18 protein-coding genes are annotated in these 18,029 nt (G+C 73.6%); 11 read left to right on the top strand and 7 right to left on the bottom strand.

Features of this window, described 5'->3' with window-relative positions:
* The first annotated feature begins 6 nt into the window (after positions 1-6).
* From HFV08_RS19925 to HFV08_RS19940, 4 genes are all read left to right on the top strand, one after another.
* Positions 7-768 (top strand): SDR family oxidoreductase, encoded by a 762-nt coding sequence (locus tag HFV08_RS19925; protein ID WP_168541228.1) that lies wholly within the window; start codon positions 7-9, stop codon positions 766-768.
* Positions 768-2,432 (top strand): class I adenylate-forming enzyme family protein, encoded by a 1,665-nt coding sequence (locus HFV08_RS19930; protein ID WP_168541101.1) that lies wholly within the window; start codon positions 768-770, stop codon positions 2,430-2,432. The genes HFV08_RS19925 and HFV08_RS19930 overlap by 1 nt, the downstream gene beginning before the upstream one ends.
* A 31-nt stretch (positions 2,433-2,463) precedes the next feature.
* Positions 2,464-3,057 (top strand): TetR/AcrR family transcriptional regulator, encoded by a 594-nt coding sequence (locus tag HFV08_RS19935; RefSeq protein WP_168541102.1) that lies wholly within the window; start codon positions 2,464-2,466, stop codon positions 3,055-3,057.
* A 116-nt stretch (positions 3,058-3,173) separates the two neighbouring features.
* The gene (locus HFV08_RS19940; protein WP_168541103.1) at positions 3,174-4,130 is read left to right on the top strand and encodes an NADP-dependent oxidoreductase; all 957 of its coding nucleotides are present in this window, start codon (positions 3,174-3,176) and stop codon (positions 4,128-4,130) included.
* A gap of 89 nt (positions 4,131-4,219) precedes the next feature.
* On the opposite strand, the gene HFV08_RS19945 is transcribed toward HFV08_RS19940, so the two are convergent.
* From HFV08_RS19945 to HFV08_RS19960, 4 genes are all read right to left on the bottom strand, one after another.
* Positions 4,220-4,531 (bottom strand): DUF202 domain-containing protein, encoded by a 312-nt coding sequence (locus tag HFV08_RS19945; RefSeq protein WP_168541104.1) that lies wholly within the window; start codon positions 4,529-4,531, stop codon positions 4,220-4,222.
* Positions 4,532-4,553: 22 nt separating this feature from the next.
* Positions 4,554-4,946: a YidH family protein gene (locus HFV08_RS19950; RefSeq protein WP_168541105.1), complete on the bottom strand. Its 393-nt coding sequence runs from the start codon at positions 4,944-4,946 to the stop codon at positions 4,554-4,556.
* Positions 4,947-5,510 (bottom strand): NUDIX domain-containing protein, encoded by a 564-nt coding sequence (locus tag HFV08_RS19955; protein WP_168541106.1) that lies wholly within the window; start codon positions 5,508-5,510, stop codon positions 4,947-4,949.
* 71 nt (positions 5,511-5,581) lie between these two features.
* On the bottom strand, positions 5,582-6,481 hold the full coding sequence (locus tag HFV08_RS19960) for a DMT family transporter (protein ID WP_168541107.1): 900 nt from the start codon (positions 6,479-6,481) through the stop codon (positions 5,582-5,584).
* A gap of 526 nt (positions 6,482-7,007) precedes the next feature.
* On the opposite strand from HFV08_RS19960, the gene HFV08_RS19965 reads away from it, so the two are divergent.
* Together HFV08_RS19965 and HFV08_RS19970 are read left to right on the top strand one after the other, a co-directional pair.
* Complete coding sequence (locus HFV08_RS19965) at positions 7,008-7,958, top strand: tetratricopeptide repeat protein (protein ID WP_040254903.1); 951 nt, start codon at positions 7,008-7,010, stop codon at positions 7,956-7,958.
* A 63-nt stretch (positions 7,959-8,021) separates the two neighbouring features.
* A complete protein-coding gene (locus tag HFV08_RS19970; protein ID WP_168541108.1) occupies positions 8,022-9,578 on the top strand; it encodes an APC family permease in 1,557 nt (518 codons plus the stop codon).
* Between the two features lie 88 nt (positions 9,579-9,666).
* On the opposite strand, the gene HFV08_RS19975 is transcribed toward HFV08_RS19970, so the two are convergent.
* Both HFV08_RS19975 and HFV08_RS19980 read right to left on the bottom strand, forming a co-directional pair.
* Entirely contained in the window at positions 9,667-11,064 is a 1,398-nt protein-coding gene (locus tag HFV08_RS19975; RefSeq protein WP_168541109.1) for a GntT/GntP/DsdX family permease, read from the bottom strand.
* 92 nt (positions 11,065-11,156) lie between these two features.
* Positions 11,157-11,687: a gluconokinase gene (locus tag HFV08_RS19980; RefSeq protein WP_168541110.1), complete on the bottom strand. Its 531-nt coding sequence runs from the start codon at positions 11,685-11,687 to the stop codon at positions 11,157-11,159.
* Between the two features lie 129 nt (positions 11,688-11,816).
* On the opposite strand from HFV08_RS19980, the gene HFV08_RS19985 reads away from it, so the two are divergent.
* On the top strand, positions 11,817-12,518 hold the full coding sequence (locus HFV08_RS19985) for a FadR/GntR family transcriptional regulator (protein ID WP_168541111.1): 702 nt from the start codon (positions 11,817-11,819) through the stop codon (positions 12,516-12,518).
* A gap of 33 nt (positions 12,519-12,551) precedes the next feature.
* Here the strand turns inward: HFV08_RS19985 and HFV08_RS19990 are convergent, their stop codons facing one another.
* Positions 12,552-12,959 carry a YchJ family protein gene (locus tag HFV08_RS19990; RefSeq protein ID WP_168541112.1) on the bottom strand — a complete coding sequence of 136 codons (408 nt, stop codon included), beginning with the start codon at positions 12,957-12,959 and terminating at the stop codon, positions 12,552-12,554.
* Between the two features lie 205 nt (positions 12,960-13,164).
* Here HFV08_RS19990 and HFV08_RS19995 point away from each other — a divergent pair, with 205 nt between their 5' ends.
* The 4 genes from HFV08_RS19995 (at position 13,165) to HFV08_RS20010 (ending at position 17,971) form a co-directional block, all read left to right on the top strand.
* On the top strand, positions 13,165-14,007 hold the full coding sequence (locus HFV08_RS19995; RefSeq protein WP_040254912.1) for a nitrilase-related carbon-nitrogen hydrolase: 843 nt from the start codon (positions 13,165-13,167) through the stop codon (positions 14,005-14,007).
* A complete protein-coding gene (locus HFV08_RS20000) occupies positions 14,004-15,311 on the top strand; it encodes an aspartate aminotransferase family protein (RefSeq protein WP_168541113.1) in 1,308 nt (435 codons plus the stop codon). The genes HFV08_RS19995 and HFV08_RS20000 overlap by 4 nt, the downstream gene beginning before the upstream one ends.
* 218 nt (positions 15,312-15,529) lie before the next feature.
* Positions 15,530-16,933 (top strand): dihydropyrimidinase, encoded by a 1,404-nt coding sequence (gene hydA, locus HFV08_RS20005; RefSeq protein WP_168541114.1) that lies wholly within the window; start codon positions 15,530-15,532, stop codon positions 16,931-16,933.
* 33 nt (positions 16,934-16,966) lie between these two features.
* Positions 16,967-17,971: a TIGR03842 family LLM class F420-dependent oxidoreductase gene (locus tag HFV08_RS20010; protein ID WP_168541115.1), complete on the top strand. Its 1,005-nt coding sequence runs from the start codon at positions 16,967-16,969 to the stop codon at positions 17,969-17,971.
* Positions 17,972-18,029 lie beyond the last annotated feature (58 nt).

Here is an 18,029-nt window from a genome sequence, read left to right on the forward strand (position 1 = left end):
GATCCCGTGGACGCATTCGAGGACGCCAAGGTGGTGGTGACCGGCGCCGGGGGAGGGATCGGGGCGGCGCTCGCCCGCCGGTTCGCCGCCGCCGGGGCGCGGGTCGCCGTCAACGACCTGGACGCGGAGCGGGTCGCCGCCGTGGCCCGGGAGATCGGCGGGCTCGCCGTGCCGGGCGACGCCTCGGCCGTCGTGCCGGAGGCCGCCCGGGCGCTCGGCGGCGGGATCGACGTCTACTGCGCCAACGCCGGGCTGCCCTCACCGGGCGCCGAGGACGCCGAGGAGGAGATCTGGGCGGCGGCCTGGGACGTCAATGTGATGGCGCATGTACGGGCCGCCCGGCAGCTGCTGCCCGGCTGGCTCGCCCGCGGCGGCGGCCGCTTCGTCTCCACCGTCTCCGCGGCCGGACTGCTCACCATGATCGGCGCCGCCCCGTACAGCGTCTCCAAGCACGGCGCCTTCGCCTTCGCCGAGTGGCTCTCGCTGACCTACCGGCACCGCGGCGTCAAGGTGCACGCCATCTGCCCGCAGGGGGTGCGCACCGACATGCTCACCGCGGCGGGCGGGGCCGGGGAACTGGTCCTCGCGCCCACCGCGATCGAGCCGGAGGACGTCGCCGAGGCCCTGTTCGCGGGGATGGCCGAGGAGCGGTTCCTGATCCTGCCGCACCCCGAGGTCGCGGAGTTCTACCGGGCCAGGGCCGCCGAGCCGGACCGCTGGCTCGGCGGCATGAACAAGCTCCAGCGGCAGTGGGAGGCGAAGCGCTGATGACCTCTTCCCCGTACGCGGCCATGCCCTGGCTCGGGGTCCTGAACCCGGCCCAGCGCGCCCCCGTCCACCCCCGCGACTCCCTGGTGCACGCCCTGCGCGAGGGCGCCGCGGCCCACCCGGAGCGCACCGCCCTCGCCTACTTCGACGGCCGCCTGAGCTACCGCGAACTGGACGCCTTCACCGACTCGGTGGCCGCCCGGCTCGCCGCCCGCGGACTGGCCCCCGGCGAGCGCCTGGCCGTACACCTGCAGAACTCCCCGCAGTACGTGCTCGCCGTGCTCGGCGCCTGGAAGGCGGGCGCCGCGGTGGTGCCGCTCAACCCGATGTACAAGTCCGCCGAGGTCGGCCACGCGCTGCGGGACTCCGGCGCCGCCGCCCTGGTCTGCTCCGACCGCGCCTGGGAGTCCTTCCTGCGCGCGACCGCGGCCGACTCCCCGGTACGGATCGTCCTCACCGCCTGCGAGCGCGACCTGCAGAGCCGCGACGACCCGCGGGTCCTCGGCTTCGAGCGGCTGCCGGTGCCGGGGGACGCCGAGGACCTCACCGAGACCGCCCGCGCCGGGCTGCCCGACCCGGGCACCGCCCCGCCCCGGCCCGCGGACACCGCGCTGATCAGCTACACCTCCGGCACCAGCGGCACCCCCAAGGGCGCCGCCAACACCCACGGCAACCTGCTCTACAACGCCGAGCGGCAGCGGGTCGGCCTCGCCCTGCCGGAGGGCCCCCGCTACTTCGCGCTCGCCCCGCTCTTCCACATCACCGGCATGGTCGCCCAGCTCTGCGCCTGCCTGAACAGCGGCGGCACCCTGGCGCTCGCCTACCGCTTCGAGGCCGGGGTGGTCCTGGACGCCTTCGCCGAGCACCGGCCCGCCTACACGGTCGGCCCGGCCACCGCCTTCATGGCCCTCGCCGCGCACCCCGCGGCGAGCCGGGAGCACTTCGCCTCCTTCGCCTCCGTCTCCAGCGGCGGCGCCCCGCTGCCGCCCGCCCTGGTCGAACGCTTCGAGGCCGCCTTCGGCCCCTACCTCCACAACGGCTACGGGCTCACCGAGTGCAGCGCGCCCTGCGCCCACGTACCGCCCGGACTGCGCGCCCCCGTCGACCCGGTCTCCGGGACCCTCGCGGTCGGGGTGCCCGGGCCGGACACCGTGGTGCGGCTCCTGGACCCGGAGGGCCGGGAGGTGCCGCTCGGGGAGCAGGGCGAGATCGCGGTGCGCGGACCGCAGGTGGTGCCCGGCTACTGGGGCCGCCCCGAGGCGACTGCCGAGACCTTCCCGGACGGCGAGCTGCGCACCGGGGACATCGGCTTCATGGACGCCGAGGGCTGGCTGTACGTCGTGGACCGCAAGAAGGACATGATCAACACCTCCGGCTTCAAGGTCTGGCCGCGCGAGGTCGAGGACGTCCTCTACACCCACCCCGCGGTCCGGGAGGCCGCGGTGGTCGGGGCGCCCGACGGCTACCGGGGCGAGACCGTGCGCGCCTATGTCAGCCTGCGCCCGGGAGCCGAGGCCGGGCCCGAGGAGCTGTCCGCGTACTGCGCCGAGCGGCTCGCCGCCTTCAAGTACCCGCGACAAGTGGAGATCCTCCGGGACCTTCCCAAGACGACTAGTGGGAAGATCCTCCGACGGGAACTGCGGTCGCGCGCGCAGGGCGGCTGAGCAGGCAGAGCAGAAGGACGGGGTGGCGGCAGTGGACAGTGCGACGGAGGGGGCGGCGGCCCCCGTACCCCAGCGACTCCTTGCCGCCGCCACCCGCCTCTTCGCCGAACAGGGCTACGACCGCACCTCCGTACAGGAGATCGTCGAGGCGGCGGGCGTCACCAAGGGCGCGCTCTACCACTACTTCGGCTCCAAGGAGGACCTGCTGCACGAGGTCTACGCGCGGGTGCTCCGGCTCCAGCAGGAGCGCCTGAACGCCTACGCCGGGGCCGACGCCCCGATCGAGCGGCGGCTGCGCGAGGCCGCGGCCGATGTCGTGGTCACCACCATCGAGAACCTCGACGACGCGGCCATCTTCTTCCGCTCCATGCACCACCTCGGCCCCGAGAAGCACAAGCAGGTACGCGCCGAGCGCCGCCGCTACCACGAGCGCTTCCGGGCCCTGGTCGAGGAGGGCCAGCGCTCCGGGGTCTTCTCCTCGGCCACCCCCGCCGACCTGGTGGTCGACTACCACTTCGGCTCGGTGCACCACCTCTCCACCTGGTACCGGCCCGGCGGCCCGCTCACCGCCGAGCAGGTCGCCGGCCACCTCGCGGACCTGCTCCTTCGCGCCCTGCGGCCCTGAGCGGCGCCCGCCCGGTGCCGCCCCGCCCGGTGCCGCCCCGCCCGTGATGCCGGGCGGCACCATCTGTGTCAGCCTCGGCAGAGGCCCACCTCACCGGCACCGCAGCAGGGGGCACCATGAGGGCGATCAGCTACCGCAGTTTCGGCGGACCCGAGGTCCTGGAGTACGGCGAGTGCGAGGACCCGAAGGTGGGCCCGGACTCGGTGCTGGTGCGGGTGTGCGCCGCGGGCGTCAACCCGGTGGACTGGAAGTGCCGCGAGGGCGGGCTCGACCGCCTCCTGGACGCCGTCTTCCCGGTGATCCCCGGCTGGGACGTCTCCGGCGTGGTGACCCAGCCCGGCGTCTCGGTCACCGAGTTCGCGGTCGGCGACGAGGTCGTCGGCTACGTACGCGAGGACATGCTCTCCCGGGGCACCTGCGCCGAGTACGTGGCCGCCCCCGTCCGCACCCTGGCCCGCAAGCCCCGCAACATGAGCTTCGCCCAGGCCGCCGGTCTGCCGCTGACCGGGCTCACCGCCTACCAGGTCCTCACCAGGGCGCTGCGCATCCGCGAGGGCGAGGTGCTGCTCGTGCACGCGGCGGCGGGCGGCGTCGGCTCGGCCGCGGTCCAGCTCGCCCTGCACCTCGGCGCCCGGGTCATCGGCACCGCCTCCCCGGCCAACCACGACTGGCTGCGCGCACTGGGCGCCGAGCCGGTGGACTACGCCGAGGACCTCGGCGAGCAGGTGCGCGAGCTGACCGGCGACGGCGTGGACGCGGTCTTCGACACGGTGGGCGGCGCCACCCTGCGCCGCTCCGAGGCCCTGCTGCCCGCCGAGGGGCGGCTGGTCTCCATCGCGGACCCGGAGGTGGTCGGTCTCGGCGGGCGGTACGTCTTCGTCCGGCCGGATGCCGAGGACCTGCGGCGGCTCGGCGAGTTCGTGGAGGACGGGGTGCTCTCGGTACGGGTGGCCGAGACCTTCCCGCTGGAGCGGACGGCCGAGGCGCACCGCCGCAGCCAGGAGGGCCACACCCGCGGGAAGCTCGTGGTCACCGTGGACTGGGGCGAGGCCGACCTGGGCGGGGCGGACTAGGGACCGTTCGGCGCACTGCGGGTGCCTTCTGCCGGACAGGCCCTGGGCGAGCCGGTCCTGAGGGTGAGCCGCCGAGGCCCCGGCGGGCGTCAGCGCAGTACCGCCGACCCGCACAGGGCGAGGGCCACCGTCCACCCGGCGGCCGAGGCGGCGAGGCGCGGGGCCAGCGGTACGGGGCGCCCCGTCCGCGAGGCGAGGGCGGTGATCCGGCGGTGGGCGACGCCGAGGAAGCCCAGCCAGGCCGCCAGGCACAGGGCGCAGCCGAGCAGGGCCGCGGGTCCCGCGCCGTCCGTCAGCGCGGACTTGAGGGCGAGGACCACGGCGACGGTGGCGGCCAGCGTGGTGCGCCGCCAGGCCAGCCGGGTGCGCTCGGGCTGCAGCCCCGGGTCCCGGCCGTTCACCGCCGGGTCCCGGCGAGGCCGCTCACGACTGCCATCCGGCGAGGACGACCACCACCATGGCCAGCGCGACCACCGCGATCACGAGGCTCAGCAGCGCGGGGAAGCGGGACAGCGGCAGATCCTCGCCGCGCCGCATCGCCCGCTCGCACCGTACGAAGTGGCTGACCGAGCGCAGCGCGCTCAGCGCCCCCGCGAGCAGCAGGGCGAGGGCGAGGCCGACCCGGGGGCCCCAGCGCAGATCGGGCAGGAACTGGTCCACCGCGAAGCCGCCGCCGATCAGCGCGAGCGCGGTGCGCAGCCAGGCCAGGAAGGTGCGCTCGTTGGCCAGCGAGAAGCGGTAGTCCGGGGTGTCGCCCTCCTCGGCGAGGCGCCCGGGCGCCAGCCACAGCCGTACCGTCCGCCGCACCGCGCGCACCTAGCCGCGCTCCTTCGCCCGCCAGGACTTCAGCAGGGCGTAGGCGGCGAGGCTGTCCGGGGTCCAGTCGCGGTCGCCGAGCCGGGCGTCGATCTCCTCCTCGGTGAGGAAGCCGTGCCAGTCGATCTCCTCGGCCTGCGGGCGCACCGGCAGGGTGAGCGGCACCTGGTACACCCAGGACCACCAGCCGAAGGGCCCCGCCTCGCCCGCCTGCCCGCCGCCGCCCCGCGCGGCGTCCTCGGGGGCCTCGTAGAGGAACTTCAGAGCGGGCGCGGGCTGCGGCAGTCCGCTGACGCCGAGTTCCTCCTCGGCCTCGCGCAGGGCGGCCTGGTCGTAGGACTCGCCGGTGCCGACGACGCCGCCCACGAACATGTCGTAGTACCCGGCGAAGGTCATCTTGTCCGCGGCCCTGCGGTGGACGAAGACCCGGCCGTCCGGGGCGGTGGCGAGGACGAAGACGCAGCGGTGGCGCAGGCGGCGGGCGTAGACCTCGCCGCGGGGCGCCTGCCCGAGGACCCGGTCCCGGGCGTCGACGATGTCGAGGATCTCCTCAGCGGGGTTCATGCCTCCCATCCAAGCAGGGGGCGCGCCGTCCGGCCCCGGGGCCCGCGCCCCCGCTCCGCGGGCCCTCGCCGTCAGTGCGGCTGGAGGTCCCGCAGCCGCTCGTCGGAGCTGCCGCCCGAGCCGGGCGGCATCGCCGGGTGCAGACCGAGCAGCACGATCCCGGTGACCACCGCGGCGAGCCCGGCCGCCTCCCAGGCGAGCGCGCCGGTGTCGGTGCGCACCCGGTCGCCGAGGAAGCCCACCCCGCAGACGATCCCGGCCAGCGGCTGGGCGGCGGTCAGCGCGGGCAGCGAGCGGCGCAGCGGCGCGGTCTCGAAGGCGCTCTGCACGAGCAGCAGCCCGGTCACCCCGATCACGACCACCGCGTACGGCTGCCAGCTGGCGAGCAGCTGCGGCCAGCCGCCCTCGCTCAGGCGCAGCCCGCTCACCCGGGTCAGGGCGTCCTGCACCCCGTAGAGCAGGCCCGCCGCGATGCCGAGCAGCACCGGGCCCGCGGCCAGTTGGCGGTGGCGGGCCGCGGCGGCGAGGAGCAGGGCGATGCCGGTGACGATGCCGAAGATCAGCCAGTGCCGCAGCGGGCCCGCCACCTGGTCGGAGCCCTCCGGTTCCCCGGCCAGGATGAAGGCGGTGACGCCGCCCGCGAGCAGGGCGAGCCCGGCCCAGCCCTGGCGGCCGAGCGGCTGCCCGGTCAGGTGCCGGGAGAGGAGGAGGGCGAAGAGGAGGTTGGTGGCGAGGAGCGGTTCGACGAGGGTGACCTGGCCCCGGCCGAGCGCCACCGCGCCCATCACCATCCCGCAGACCATGAAGGCGATGCCGCCGATCCAGCGCGGCACGCGCACCAGGTCGAGCAGCAGCCGCCAGGACATGAAGTCCTTCAGCGGCGCCTGCTGGGCGGCCTGCTGCTGGAGGACGAATCCGGTGCCCAGGCAGCAGGCCGCGCCGACGGCGAGGACGAGGACCAGAACCGACACCTGACGCACCTACTCGACACGGTTCCGCGGAAGCGGGCGGGCAGGGCCGACGATAGCCCGCCGCGGCCGAAACGCGTCCAATTCGTGCGCAACTTCTCCCTCCGGTGTGGGGGCGGTGCCGCTTGGTGAGGGCGTGGGCCGCCGCCCGGGACCTCCCCTCCGTACCGGTATCGCGGAGAATCGGCCGCCATGATTCACGCCACTGTGGGCTTGGCCGGATCGGGGGAGTGGTGGCCGAAAGCTGCGGTGGGCGGGCGCGGCCGGGCCCCCGGTGAACGGGCTGAGTGAACGGGCCGCCACCCTCGGTGAGTTGCAGGTGAGGGGGTGTACGGGGCCGGAGCGGGCGCCGCCCGGGGTGCTCCGGCGGGCCTTCGGGACGGCTTCCGGGGGCGCCCGGGAGCGGCCCCCGCGCCCCTCGCCGGAGGATGTGCACTCTTCCCCTCCGCCCTTGACGCGGAGCCGCGGGGGCCGCTTTGCTGTCCGAGATCATTCGCCAGCCGAGCCGCGTCGTGGAGGAAGTCCCGCGGTGTCCCCACCCCCGCCTCCCCTCGGACGTGGCCGCAAGAAGGCCGCGCACGTCTTCGACGCCGCACTGGACGACACCGAACTCGCCGCCGCCCGCGTCTCCTTGGCGCAGGGCCGCTGGAGCGCCGTACGCGCCCTGCTCGCCGAGACCGGCGAGGACTGGGACCGCAGAGGCCACCGGCTCACCGCCCTCGCGCAGGAGCCGAGCACGGTCGCCTGGGCCCGCGACTGGCAGCTGGTCGAGCCGGAGTCCACCGACGCCCGGGTCCTGGAGTCCGTCGCCACCGTCTTCCGCGCGCTGCACCGCAAGGCGAAGCCGGACGCCGCCCGGGAGGCCTGCCGCCGGGTGGCGCTGCTCGTGCCCGAGGACCCGACGCCCTGGCTCGGCCTGCTGATCCTGGAGCGCAGCCTGGGGCGCGAGGAGGACGTGGTCCGGCTCTTCGACGAGGTCCGCCACCGCCATCCCGAGCACCACCACGCGCACCATCTGATGGTCGCCCGGCTCGCCGAGCGGCGGCCCGACGCCGGTCAGGACCCGCTGCACGAGGTCTACGACTTCGCCGCCTGGGCGGCCGAACAGGCGCCGGTGGACTCGCCGTTGGCGCTGCTGCCGGTGGTCGCGCACGCCGAGCGCTACCGGGTGCTCGCCGCCGCGGGCAGCGAACCGGCCGACCCGGTCGCCGCGGGCCACTGGGTGGGGCGCCGGGCCCGCCAGGTGATGAAGTCCGCCTTCGACTGGTGGCTGCAGTACGGCCGCGACCAGCACCCGCGCAACCGCGTCGACCTCAACTTCCTCGCCCACGCGAAGTTCTGCGAGGGCCGCGCGGCCGAGGCCGCCGCGCTCTTCCACCGGATCGGCCCGCACGCGACCCCGCACCCGTGGTCGTATCCGGACCGCGACCCCTTCGACGCCTTCCGGGCCGCGCGCGACGCCGCGCTCGGCTCGGCCTGAGCCGCCACCGCACGGCTCCCCAGGCACCGCACACCCCCCTCCCCCGGAAAGGACGACCCCGCCATGACGACGGGCAGTTCGCAGTCGAGCCAGGCGAGAGCCGCGTCAGGCGCCGCCGGATCCATCAGCACCTTCCGGGGCGAGGAGCGCGCGCTGCGCGCGGGCCGCCTGGGCACGGTGGGGCTGCTGCTCTCGGTGCTCGCCGCCACCGCCCCGCTCATGGTGGTCGCGGGTGTCATGCCCACGACCTTCGGCGTGATGGGGATCGTCGGGCAGCCGCTGCTCTTCGTCCTCCTCGGCCTGGTCCTCGCCCTGTTCTCCTTCGGCTACGCCGAGATGAGCCGCCATGTGCACAACGCGGGCGCCTTCTACGCGTACATCTCCCGCGGACTCGGCGGCACCGTCGGCGCCGGGGCCGCGGTGGTCGCCCTGGTCGCCTACAGCGCCCTGCAGGTCGGCATCTACGGCATCTTCGGCTACGAGGTCTCCAGTCTCTGCCACACCTACCTCGACGCCGAGGTCGCCTGGTGGATCCCCTCGCTGCTCGCCGTCCTGGTGGTCGGCGCGCTGGCCCTGCTGAAGATCGACGTCAACGCCAAGGTGCTGGGCGTCCTGCTGCTCATCGAGGTCGTCCTGGTCGTCGTCTTCGACATCGCGGCGGTCGCCGACCCGGGCAAGGAGGGCCTGTCCCTGCACGCCTTCAACCCGGACACCCTCACCGGCGCCGGGGTCGGCACCGCCCTGTGCTTCTGCGTCGCGGCCTTCCTCGGCTTCGAGCAGGCGCCGGTCTACGCGGAGGAGACCAGCCGCCCCCAGGTGGTGGTGGCCCGGGTGATGTTCCTCGCGGTCGGCTTCGTGGCCGTCTTCTTCGCGCTGACCTGCTGGGCGCTGACCGTCGCGGCCGGGCCCGCGGGGATCGTCTCCGCCTCCCGGGAGCAGAGCGCGGGGCTGCTCTTCTTCCTCACCGAGGAGCGCCTCGGCGGCACCTTCACCGACGTGGTCCATGTCCTCTTCGTCACCGGCATGTTCGCCGCGATGCTGAGCTTCCACAACGTCGTCGCCCGCTACGCCTTCGCGATGGGCCGCGAGGGGCTGCTGCCCGCCGTCTTCAGCCGGACCAGCAGCACCAGCGGCGCCCCCGGCACCGGCGCCCTGCTGCAGAGCGCCGTCTCGCTCCTGGTGGTCGGCGTCTTCGCCCTCACCGACGACAAGCCGACCGGGGACCCGACGGCGCCCGTGCTGCACCTGTTCACCTGGATGGGCAATGTCGGCGCCCTCGGCGTCATCGTGCTGATGGCCGCCGCCAGCCTCGCGGTGATCGTCTTCTTCGCGCGGCGCGGGGCGGCCGCCGCCCAGGCCTGGCGGCTGCTCGCCTCCGGCCTCGCCGTCGTCGCCCTGCTCGTCATCGCCGTCTACACGGTCAAGGACTTCGACGTCCTGGTCGGCGCGGGCCCCGGCTCGCCGCTCAGCTGGGTGCTGCCCGGGGTGATCCTGCTCGCCGCGCTGACCGGCGTCGTCCACGGACTCGTCCTCAGGGTCCGGCGCCCCGAGGCACACGCCCGTATCGGCCTGGGCAACGAGGCCTTCCAGCTGGAGAAGGCGGCGGCCTCGCCCCGCTGAGGCTCCCGGGCACGCAAGCGCCCCGGGTACGCGGGTACCCGGGGCGCTCCGCGGTGCGGCGCCTCGGCGCCGGGGGAGCGGCGAGGCGCTACAGGATCAGCGAGAGCAGCAGCACCAGGCCTCCGGCGACCACCGAGATGATGGTCTCCATCACCGACCAGGTCTTGATCGTCTGCCCGACACCGAGCCCGAAGTACTCCTTCACCAGCCAGAACCCCGCGTCGTTCACATGTGAGAAGAACAGGGATCCGGCGCCGATCGCCAGCACGAGCAGCGCGGTGTGCGCGGTCGACATGTCGGCCGCGAGCGGGGCGACGAGACCGGCGGCCGAGATGGTCGCCACCGTCGCCGAACCGGTCGCGAGCCGGATCGCCACGGCGATCAGCCAGGCGAGCAGCAGCGCCGGGATCGACCAGTCCTTCGAGATCTCCAGGATCATCTCGCCGACGCCCGAGTCGATCAGCGTCTGCTTGAAGCCGCCGCCCGCGCCCACGATCAGCAGGATCCCGGCGATCGGTACGAGCGACTTCTCCACCGTCGAGGAGAGCCGGTCCCGGGTGAACCCGGCCGCCCGCCCCAGCGTGAACATGCCCACCAGCACCGCGGCGAGCAGCGCGATCAGCGGCGAGCCGACCACGTCGAAGACCCGCTGTACGGTGGCCTCGGGGTCGTCGACCACGATGTCCACCAGGGCCTTGGAGAGCATGAGGACCACGGGCAGCAGCACGGTGGCCAGCGTGGCGCCGAAGCCGGGGCGCCGCTCCAGGTCGTCCGAGGCGCGCTGCGGGATCATCTTCTCCGGCGGCGGCACGTCCACCCAGCGCGCGGCGAAGCGGGAGAAGACCGGCCCCGCGATGATCACCGTCGGGATGGCGACGAGGACGCCGAGGGCCAGGGTCACCCCGAGGTTGGCGTGCACCGCGTCGATGGCGACCAGCGGCCCGGGGTGCGGGGGCACCAGGCCGTGCATCACGGAGAGTCCGGCGAGCGCGGGGATGCCGATCCGCATCAGGGAGTAGTTGCCGCGCCGGGCCACCATGAGCACCACCGGGATCAGCAGCACGATGCCGACCTCGAAGAAGAGCGGCAGCCCGATCACCGAGGCGATGAGCACCATCGCCCAGGGCATGGCGCGCCCGCTCGCCCTGGCGAGGATGGTGTCCACGATCTGGTCGGCGCCGCCGGAGTCGGCGAGCAGCTTGCCGAGGATCGCGCCGAGGGCGATCAGTACCCCGACACCCGCCACGGTCGAGCCGAGGCCGGCGGTGAAGCTGGTGATCACCTTGTCGAGCGGGGCCCCGGCGAAGGCCCCGAGGGCCAGTGAGCCGATGGTCAGCGCCAGGAAGGCGTGCAGCTTGAACTTGGTGATGAGCAGGACGATGACGGCGATGCCGGCGAGCACGGCTATCCCCAGCTGGGCATGGCCCGCCGAAGTGATGGGCTCGGGGGCGTCCGCTGCCAGCATCTCGACGCTGAGACGGGTCACGGCGATCTTCCTTGGAAGGTGGAGGACGGGGGGAGAGGGGGCCGGAACACCGGTCCGGCCCGTTCGGGGAACGGGAGTCGAGCGATACGGGCCTACGCCGAGGGGGCCGGGCGGCTGCCCGCGTAACCGTGCAGCGCGGTCACGGCCCGCTCGGTGATCTGGGCGGGGCTGCCGGAGACCTCCACGGCCACGCCCGGCTCGTCCGGCTGGAGCGGCTGGAGCGTGGCGAACTGGGAGTCGAGCAGCGCGGCGGGCATGAAGTGCCCGGTACGGTGCGACATCCGGGACTCGATGAGTTCCCGGGCGCCGGTGAGGTGGACGAAGACGACGCCGGGGGCGGCGGCGCGCAGACGGTCGCGGTAGCTGCGCTTGAGCGCCGAACTGCTGACCACCCCGCCGAGTCCGGCCCGCCGGTGCGCCCAGGCGCCGATGGCGTCGAGCCAGGGCCGGCGGTCCTCGTCGGTGAGCGGGGTGCCCGCGGACATCTTGGCGATGTTGGCGGGCGGATGGAAGTCGTCGCCCTCGGCGTAGGGGACACCGAGCCGGGCGGCGAGCAGCGGGCCGATGGTGGTCTTGCCGGTACCTGACACGCCCATCACGACGACTACCTGGGGGGTGCTCATCGGGCCTCGCCGTCCTCTTCGACATCCATGTGACACGACACTGAAACCCATTAGGTATGACGAATTCAAGAGCCTGTGACACAAACATCTGACTTTTTATTCCGGGTGGGCGCCTCGTAGGCTGACGCCATGACAACACCGGCCAGAGGGCTGCACGCGCGGGTACTCCAGGCGCTCGGGCCCGCCATCACGGCCGGCGACTACCCGCCCGGAAGTGTGCTGCGCACCGACGAGCTGGCCCAGTCCTTCGAGGTCTCCCGCTCGGTCATGCGCGAGGCCGTCCGCGTCCTGGAGTCCATGCACCTGGTGGAGTCCCGGCGCCGGGTCGGCGTGACCGTACGGCCCACCGCCGAGTGGAACGTCTACGACCCCCAGGTCATCCGCTGGCGGCTGGCCGGCCGGGACCGCGCGCGGCAGCTGCGCTCGCTGACCGTGCTGCGCTCCGCGGTCGAGCCGGTGGCCGCCGGGCTCGCCGCGCGCAACGCCGGCCCTGAGCAGTGCGCCGAGCTGACCGAGTGCGCGCTCGGCATGGTCGCCACCTCCCGGGGCCATCAGCTGGAGGGGTACCTCGTCCACGACGTCGCCTTCCACCGGGTGATCCTCGCCGCCTCCGGCAACGAGATGTTCGCCCGCCTCGGGGATGTGGTGGCGGAGGTGCTCACCGGCCGTACCCAGCACCAGGTCATGTTCGAGGACCCCGATCCGGAGGCCGTCACCCTGCATGTGAGGGTCGCCGAGGCGGTCCGCGAGGGCGACGCCCGCCGCGCCGAGGAGCTGACCCGGGAGATCACCGTCGGCGCCCTGCACGAACTCGACGTCCTGGCTCCCTGAGCCTCCGTCACCTCCCTTGTGCGCCGGGGGAGTTCAGTCGTGGTCCCCGTCCACGTACACCCAGGCGCCCGCGTACCGCTCGAAGCGGCTGTGCTCGGTGAGCGACTGCCTGCCCGCCGCGTCCTCGTAGGAGGCGCGGAAGGCGACGGTGCCCGTGCTGTGGAAGGCGGAGCCGCCCTCGGCCGCCAGGATCTCCAGGCCCAGCCAGCGGGTGCGGGGGTCGAGCCCGAGCCGCCCCGGGCGGGTGCGCGGATGCCAGGTGCGCAGCAGATAGGCCTCCTCGCGGCGCGCGAAGGCGGCGTAGCGCGAGCGCATCAGGGCCTCGGCGGTGGGCGCGGACTCCTTCCCGGCGTGGTAGCGGCCGCAGCAGGCGGCGTACGCGGCGCCGGTGCCGCAGGGGCAGGCGGGGGCGGGCTGCGGGCGTGCGGGGCGGCGGGGCATGGGGTCATTCTGCCCGGTCGGACGGGGTGCCGGGAGTGCGCGCCCCGGCGTGCGCGCCTCCTGCCGGGCGCCCCGGAAATGTGATCGTCTTCGGCGGGTAACGGTGGCGGTATTGCCTAAGTGGTGCGAGGGCTTCTACGTTCTTTCCCCACGGCCCGGATCTACGTGCGTAGACAGCAGCAGCGGACTCCTGAAGGAGCTGTTCATGGGAAAGGTCGTCAGGGCGGCGCTCGTCCAGTCCACTTGGACCGGCGACACCGAATCGATGATCGCGAAGCACGAGGCGTACGCGAGGCAGGCGGCGGAGCAGGGCGCGCAAGTGCTCGGCTTCCAGGAGGTGTTCAACGCCCCCTACTTCTGCCAGGTGCAGGAGGCCGAGCACTACCGGTGGGCCGAGGCCGTACCGGACGGCCCGACGGTGACCCGGATGCAGGAGCTGGCCCGGGAGACCGGCATGGTCCTGGTGGTCCCGGTCTACGAGGTCGAGCAGTCCGGCTTCTACTACAACACCGCCGCGGTCATCGACGCCGACGGCAGCTACCTCGGCAAGTACCGCAAGCACCACATCCCCCAGGTCAAGGGCTTCTGGGAGAAGTACTACTTCAAGCCGGGCAACCTCGGCTGGCCGGTGTTCGACACCGCCGTCGGCCGGATCGGCGTCTACATCTGCTACGACCGCCACTTCCCCGAGGGCTGGCGCGAACTCGGCCTCGCCGGGGCCCAGTTGGTCTACAACCCCTCGGCCACCTCGCGCGGCCTCTCCGCGTACCTGTGGCAGCTGGAGCAGCCCGCCGCCGCCGTCGCCAACGAGTACTTCGTCGCCGCCATCAACCGGGTCGGCGTCGAGGAGTACGGCGACAACGACTTCTACGGCACCAGCTACTTCGTCGACCCGCGGGGCCAGTTCGTCGGCGAGGTCGCCGACGACAAGCAGGAGGAACTCCTCGTGCGCGACCTGGACTTCGGCCTGATCGACGAGGTCCGCCAGCAGTGGGCCTTCTACCGGGACCGACGGCCCGACGCCTACCAGGGGCTGGTCAAGCCGTGAGCGGGCGCCCGGAGGAGCTGCACGCGCGCCACCGCGCGGTCCTGCCCGACTGGCTGGCGCTCTACTACGACCGGCCGATCGAGATCACCCACGGCGAGGGCCGCCACGTCTGGGACGCCGAGGGCAACCGCTACCTCGACTTCTTCGGCGGCATCCTCACCACCATGACGGCGCACGCGCTGCCCGAGGTCACCAAGGCGGTGAGCGAGCAGGCCGGCCGGATCCTGCACAGCTCCACCCTCTACCTCAACCGGCCGATGATCGAACTCGCCGAGCGCGTCGCCCAGTTGTCCGGCATCCCGGACGCGCGGGTCTTCTTCACCGCCTCCGGCACCGAGGCCAACGACACCGCGCTGATGCTCGCCACCACCCACCGGCGCTCCAACCAGATCGTGGCGATGCGCAACAGCTACCACGGCCGGTCCTTCTCCGCCGTCGGCATCACCGGCAACACCGCCTGGTCGCCGACGAGCCTGTCCCCGCTGCAGACCCTCTGGGTGCACGGCGGGGTCCGCTCCAGCGGGCCGTTCGCCGAGCTGAGCGACGCGGAGTTCACCGCCGCCTGCGTCGCCGACCTGGAGGACCTGCTCGGCCAGGCGCAGAGCGGGGTCGCCGCCCTCATCGCGGAGCCGGTGCAGGGCGTCGGCGGCTTCACCTCCGGCCCCGACGGGCTCTTCGCCGCCTTCCGCGAGGTCCTCGACCGGCACGGCATCCTGTGGATCAGCGACGAGGTGCAGACCGGCTGGGGCCGTACCGGCGAGCACTTCTGGGGCTGGCAGGCCCACCAGGAGAACGGCCCGCCGGACATCCTCACCTTCGCCAAGGGCATCGGCAACGGCGTGTCCATCGGCGGCGTGGTCGCCCGCGCCGAGGTGATGAACAGCCTCGGCGCCAACTCCATCTCCACCTTCGGCGGCAGCCCGGTCACCATGGCCGCGGGCCTGGCCAACCTCTCCTACCTCCTGGAACACGACCTCCAGGGCAACGCCCGCCGCGTCGGCGGACTGCTCATCGAGCGGCTGCGGGCGGCGACGGCCGGGATCGCCGCGGTACGGGAGGTACGCGGCCGGGGCCTGATGATCGGCATCGAGCTGACCGACCCGGCGACCGGCGGGCCCGCGCCCGCGCTCGCCGCGGCGGTCCTCGAAGCGGCCCGCGCGGGCGGACTGCTCGTCGGCAAGGGCGGCGGCCACCACAGCAGCGTGCTGCGGGTCGCACCCCCGCTCAGCCTCACCGTCGCCGAGGCCGAGGAGGGCGCCCGGATCCTCGGCGAGGCCCTGCGCACCGCCACCGGGGGCGGCTGACCCCGGCCCTCCAGCGGCTGCTCCACCGGTGGACCAGCGCGCGGCGGCCCCGGCCTCCCGCGCGCCGGTCCGCCGTTCCCGCCCCCGGCCCACCGAACTTCCGGCCCGCACGTCCGTCCCGTCACCCGTCACCCGTCCACCGGTACGTCCGCCGCCCCGCGGCCCGCACCGCACCCGCAGGCCAACGGCCCGGGTGAGCCCAGCTAAGGAGTGGGAGCATGACCCGCACCGCGATCCGCGGCGGTCTCGTCGTCACCGCAGCCGAGGAGACCTACGCCGACGTCCTGATCGAGGACGGCCGTATCGTCGCCCTCGCCGCCTCCGACGCGCCCTCGGCCTCCGGGAGCTGGGCGGTCGAGCGGACGATCGACGCACGCGGGAAGTACGTCCTGCCGGGCGGGGTCGACGCGCACACCCATATGGAGATGCCCTTCGGCGGCACCTACGCCGCCGACACCTTCGAGACCGGCACCCGGGCCGCCGCCTGGGGCGGCACCACCACCATCGTCGACTTCGCCATCCAGTCGCGCGGCAAGGCCCTGCGCGAGGGACTCGACGCCTGGCACGCCAAGGCCGAGGGCAACTGCGCGATCGACTACGCCTTCCACATGATCCTCTCCGACGTCAACGAGTCCTCGCTCAAGGAGATGGACCTGCTCGTCGACGAGGGCGTCACCTCCTTCAAGCAGTTCATGGCCTACCCGGGCGTCTTCTACAGCGACGACGGGCAGATCCTGCGGGCCATGCAGCGCGCCGCGTCCAACGGCGGGCTGATCATGATGCACGCGGAGAACGGCATCGCCATCGACGTCCTCGTCGAGCAGGCGCTCGCCGAGGGCCGCACCGATCCCCGCGTACACGGCGAGGTCCGCAAGACCCTCCTCGAAGCCGAGGCCACCCACCGCGCCATCCAGCTCGCCCGGGTCGCCGGGGCCCCGCTGTACGTGGTGCACGTCTCCGCCGAGGAGGCGGTCGCGGAGCTGGCCGCCGCCCGGCACAAGGGCCTGCCCGTCTTCGGCGAGACCTGTCCGCAGTACCTCTTCCTGTCCACCGACGACCTCGACCGGCCGGACTTCGAGGGCGCCAAGTACGTCTGCTCCACCCCGCTGCGCCCCCGCGAGCACCAGGCCGCGCTCTGGAAGGGCCTGCGCACCGACGAACTCCAGGTCGTCTCCACCGACCACTGCCCCTTCTGCTTCACCGGCCAGAAGGAGCTGGGCCGCGGCGACTTCTCCAAGATCCCCAACGGCATGCCCGGGGTGGAGAACCGCATGGACCTCCTCCACCAGGCCGTGGTGGACGGGCACATCTCCCGCCGCCGCTGGATCGACATCGCCTGCGCCGCCCCGGCCCGGATGTTCGGCCTCTACCCGAAGAAGGGCACCATCGCCCCGGGTGCCGACGCCGACGTGGTCGTCTACGACCCGGCCGCCGAGCAGACCCTCTCCGCCGAGACCCACCACATGGACGTCGACTACTCGGCCTACGAGGGCCGCCGCATCCGGGGGCGGGTGGAGACCGTCCTCTCCCGCGGCGAAGTCGTCCTGGACCAGCGGGAGTTCACCGGCCGCGCCGGTCACGGCAGCTACGTACCCCGAGCCACCTGCCAGTACCTGGGCTGACCCGCCCCCGACCGTCAGCAAGGAGCAGTGCCCATGGACTTCGGACTCGTCCTGCAGACCGACCCGCCCGCCTCCGCGGTCGTGGAGCTGATGCGCCGCGCGGAGAACGCCGGCTTCCGCTACGGCTGGACCTTCGACTCGGCGGTGCTCTGGCAGGAGCCCTTCGTCATCTACAGCCGCATCCTCGCCGAGACCGAGCACCTGACCGTCGGCCCGATGGTCACCAACCCCGGGACCCGCACCTGGGAGGTGACCGCCTCCACCTTCGCCACCCTCAACGACATGTACGGCAACCGCACCGTCTGCGGCATCGGCCGCGGCGACTCCGCGATGCGGGTCGCCGGACGCCGCCCGAACACCCTGGCCCGCCTCGGCGAGTCCATCGACGCCATCCGTGACCTGGCCGAGGGCCGCGAGGCGGTCGTCGACGGCAACCCGGTCCGGATCCCCTGGGTGGACGGCGGCAGACTCCCGGTCTGGATGGCCGCGTACGGGCCGAAGGCGCTCGCGCTCGCCGGGCAGCGGGCCGACGGCTTCATCCTCCAGCTCGCGGATCCCTTCCTCACCGAGTGGATGGTCAAGGCGGTCCGCCAGGCCGCCGCGGACGCGGGCCGCGACCCCGACGCGCTGACCATCTGCGTCGCCGCCCCCGCCTACGTGGGCGAGGACCTCGACCACGCCCGCGAGCAGTGCCGCTGGTTCGGCGGCATGGTCGGCAATCACGTGGCCGACCTGGTCAGCCGCTACGGGGAGCACTCCGGCCTGGTGCCCGAGGCCTTGACCGCGTACATCAAGGAGCGCCAGGGCTACGACTACAGCCACCACGGCCGCAGCGGGAACCCGGACACCGCCTTCGTCCCCGACGAGATCGTCGACCGGTTCTGCCTGCTCGGCCCGGTCGAGGCCCATATCGAGAAGCTGCGGACACTGCGGTCCGCGGGCGTCGACCAGTTCGCCGTCTACGCGATGCACGACGCCAAGGAGAGCACCGTCGACGCCTACGGGAAGTCCGTCATCCCCGCCCTCTCCGGGCTCTGACCCCGGCCCCGGGGCAGCGCGGCCCCGGGACCCGGTCCGGAGGTGCCGGGGAGCAGAG

Source organism: Streptomyces physcomitrii, from assembly GCF_012273655.1.
Taxonomy (GTDB): Bacteria; Actinomycetota; Actinomycetes; order Streptomycetales; family Streptomycetaceae; genus Streptomyces; species Streptomyces physcomitrii.

What these genes read in the sequence shown, in the direction of transcription:
- hydA (WP_168541114.1), top strand. Translation starts at nt 15,530, where the DNA reads ATGACCCGCACCGCGATCCGCGGCGGTCTCGTCGTCACCGCAGCCGAG.
- HFV08_RS19995 (WP_040254912.1), top strand. Translation starts at nt 13,165, where the DNA reads ATGGGAAAGGTCGTCAGGGCGGCGCTCGTCCAGTCCACTTGGACCGGC.
- HFV08_RS20010 (WP_168541115.1), top strand. Translation starts at nt 16,967, where the DNA reads ATGGACTTCGGACTCGTCCTGCAGACCGACCCGCCCGCCTCCGCGGTC.
- HFV08_RS19980 (WP_168541110.1), bottom strand. Translation starts at nt 11,687, where the DNA reads ATGAGCACCCCCCAGGTAGTCGTCGTGATGGGCGTGTCAGGTACCGGC.
- HFV08_RS19970 (WP_168541108.1), top strand. Translation starts at nt 8,022, where the DNA reads ATGACGACGGGCAGTTCGCAGTCGAGCCAGGCGAGAGCCGCGTCAGGC.
- HFV08_RS19940 (WP_168541103.1), top strand. Translation starts at nt 3,174, where the DNA reads ATGAGGGCGATCAGCTACCGCAGTTTCGGCGGACCCGAGGTCCTGGAG.
- HFV08_RS19985 (WP_168541111.1), top strand. Translation starts at nt 11,817, where the DNA reads ATGACAACACCGGCCAGAGGGCTGCACGCGCGGGTACTCCAGGCGCTC.
- HFV08_RS19930 (WP_168541101.1), top strand. Translation starts at nt 768, where the DNA reads ATGACCTCTTCCCCGTACGCGGCCATGCCCTGGCTCGGGGTCCTGAAC.
- HFV08_RS19955 (WP_168541106.1), bottom strand. Translation starts at nt 5,510, where the DNA reads ATGAACCCCGCTGAGGAGATCCTCGACATCGTCGACGCCCGGGACCGG.
- HFV08_RS19990 (WP_168541112.1), bottom strand. Translation starts at nt 12,959, where the DNA reads ATGCCCCGCCGCCCCGCACGCCCGCAGCCCGCCCCCGCCTGCCCCTGC.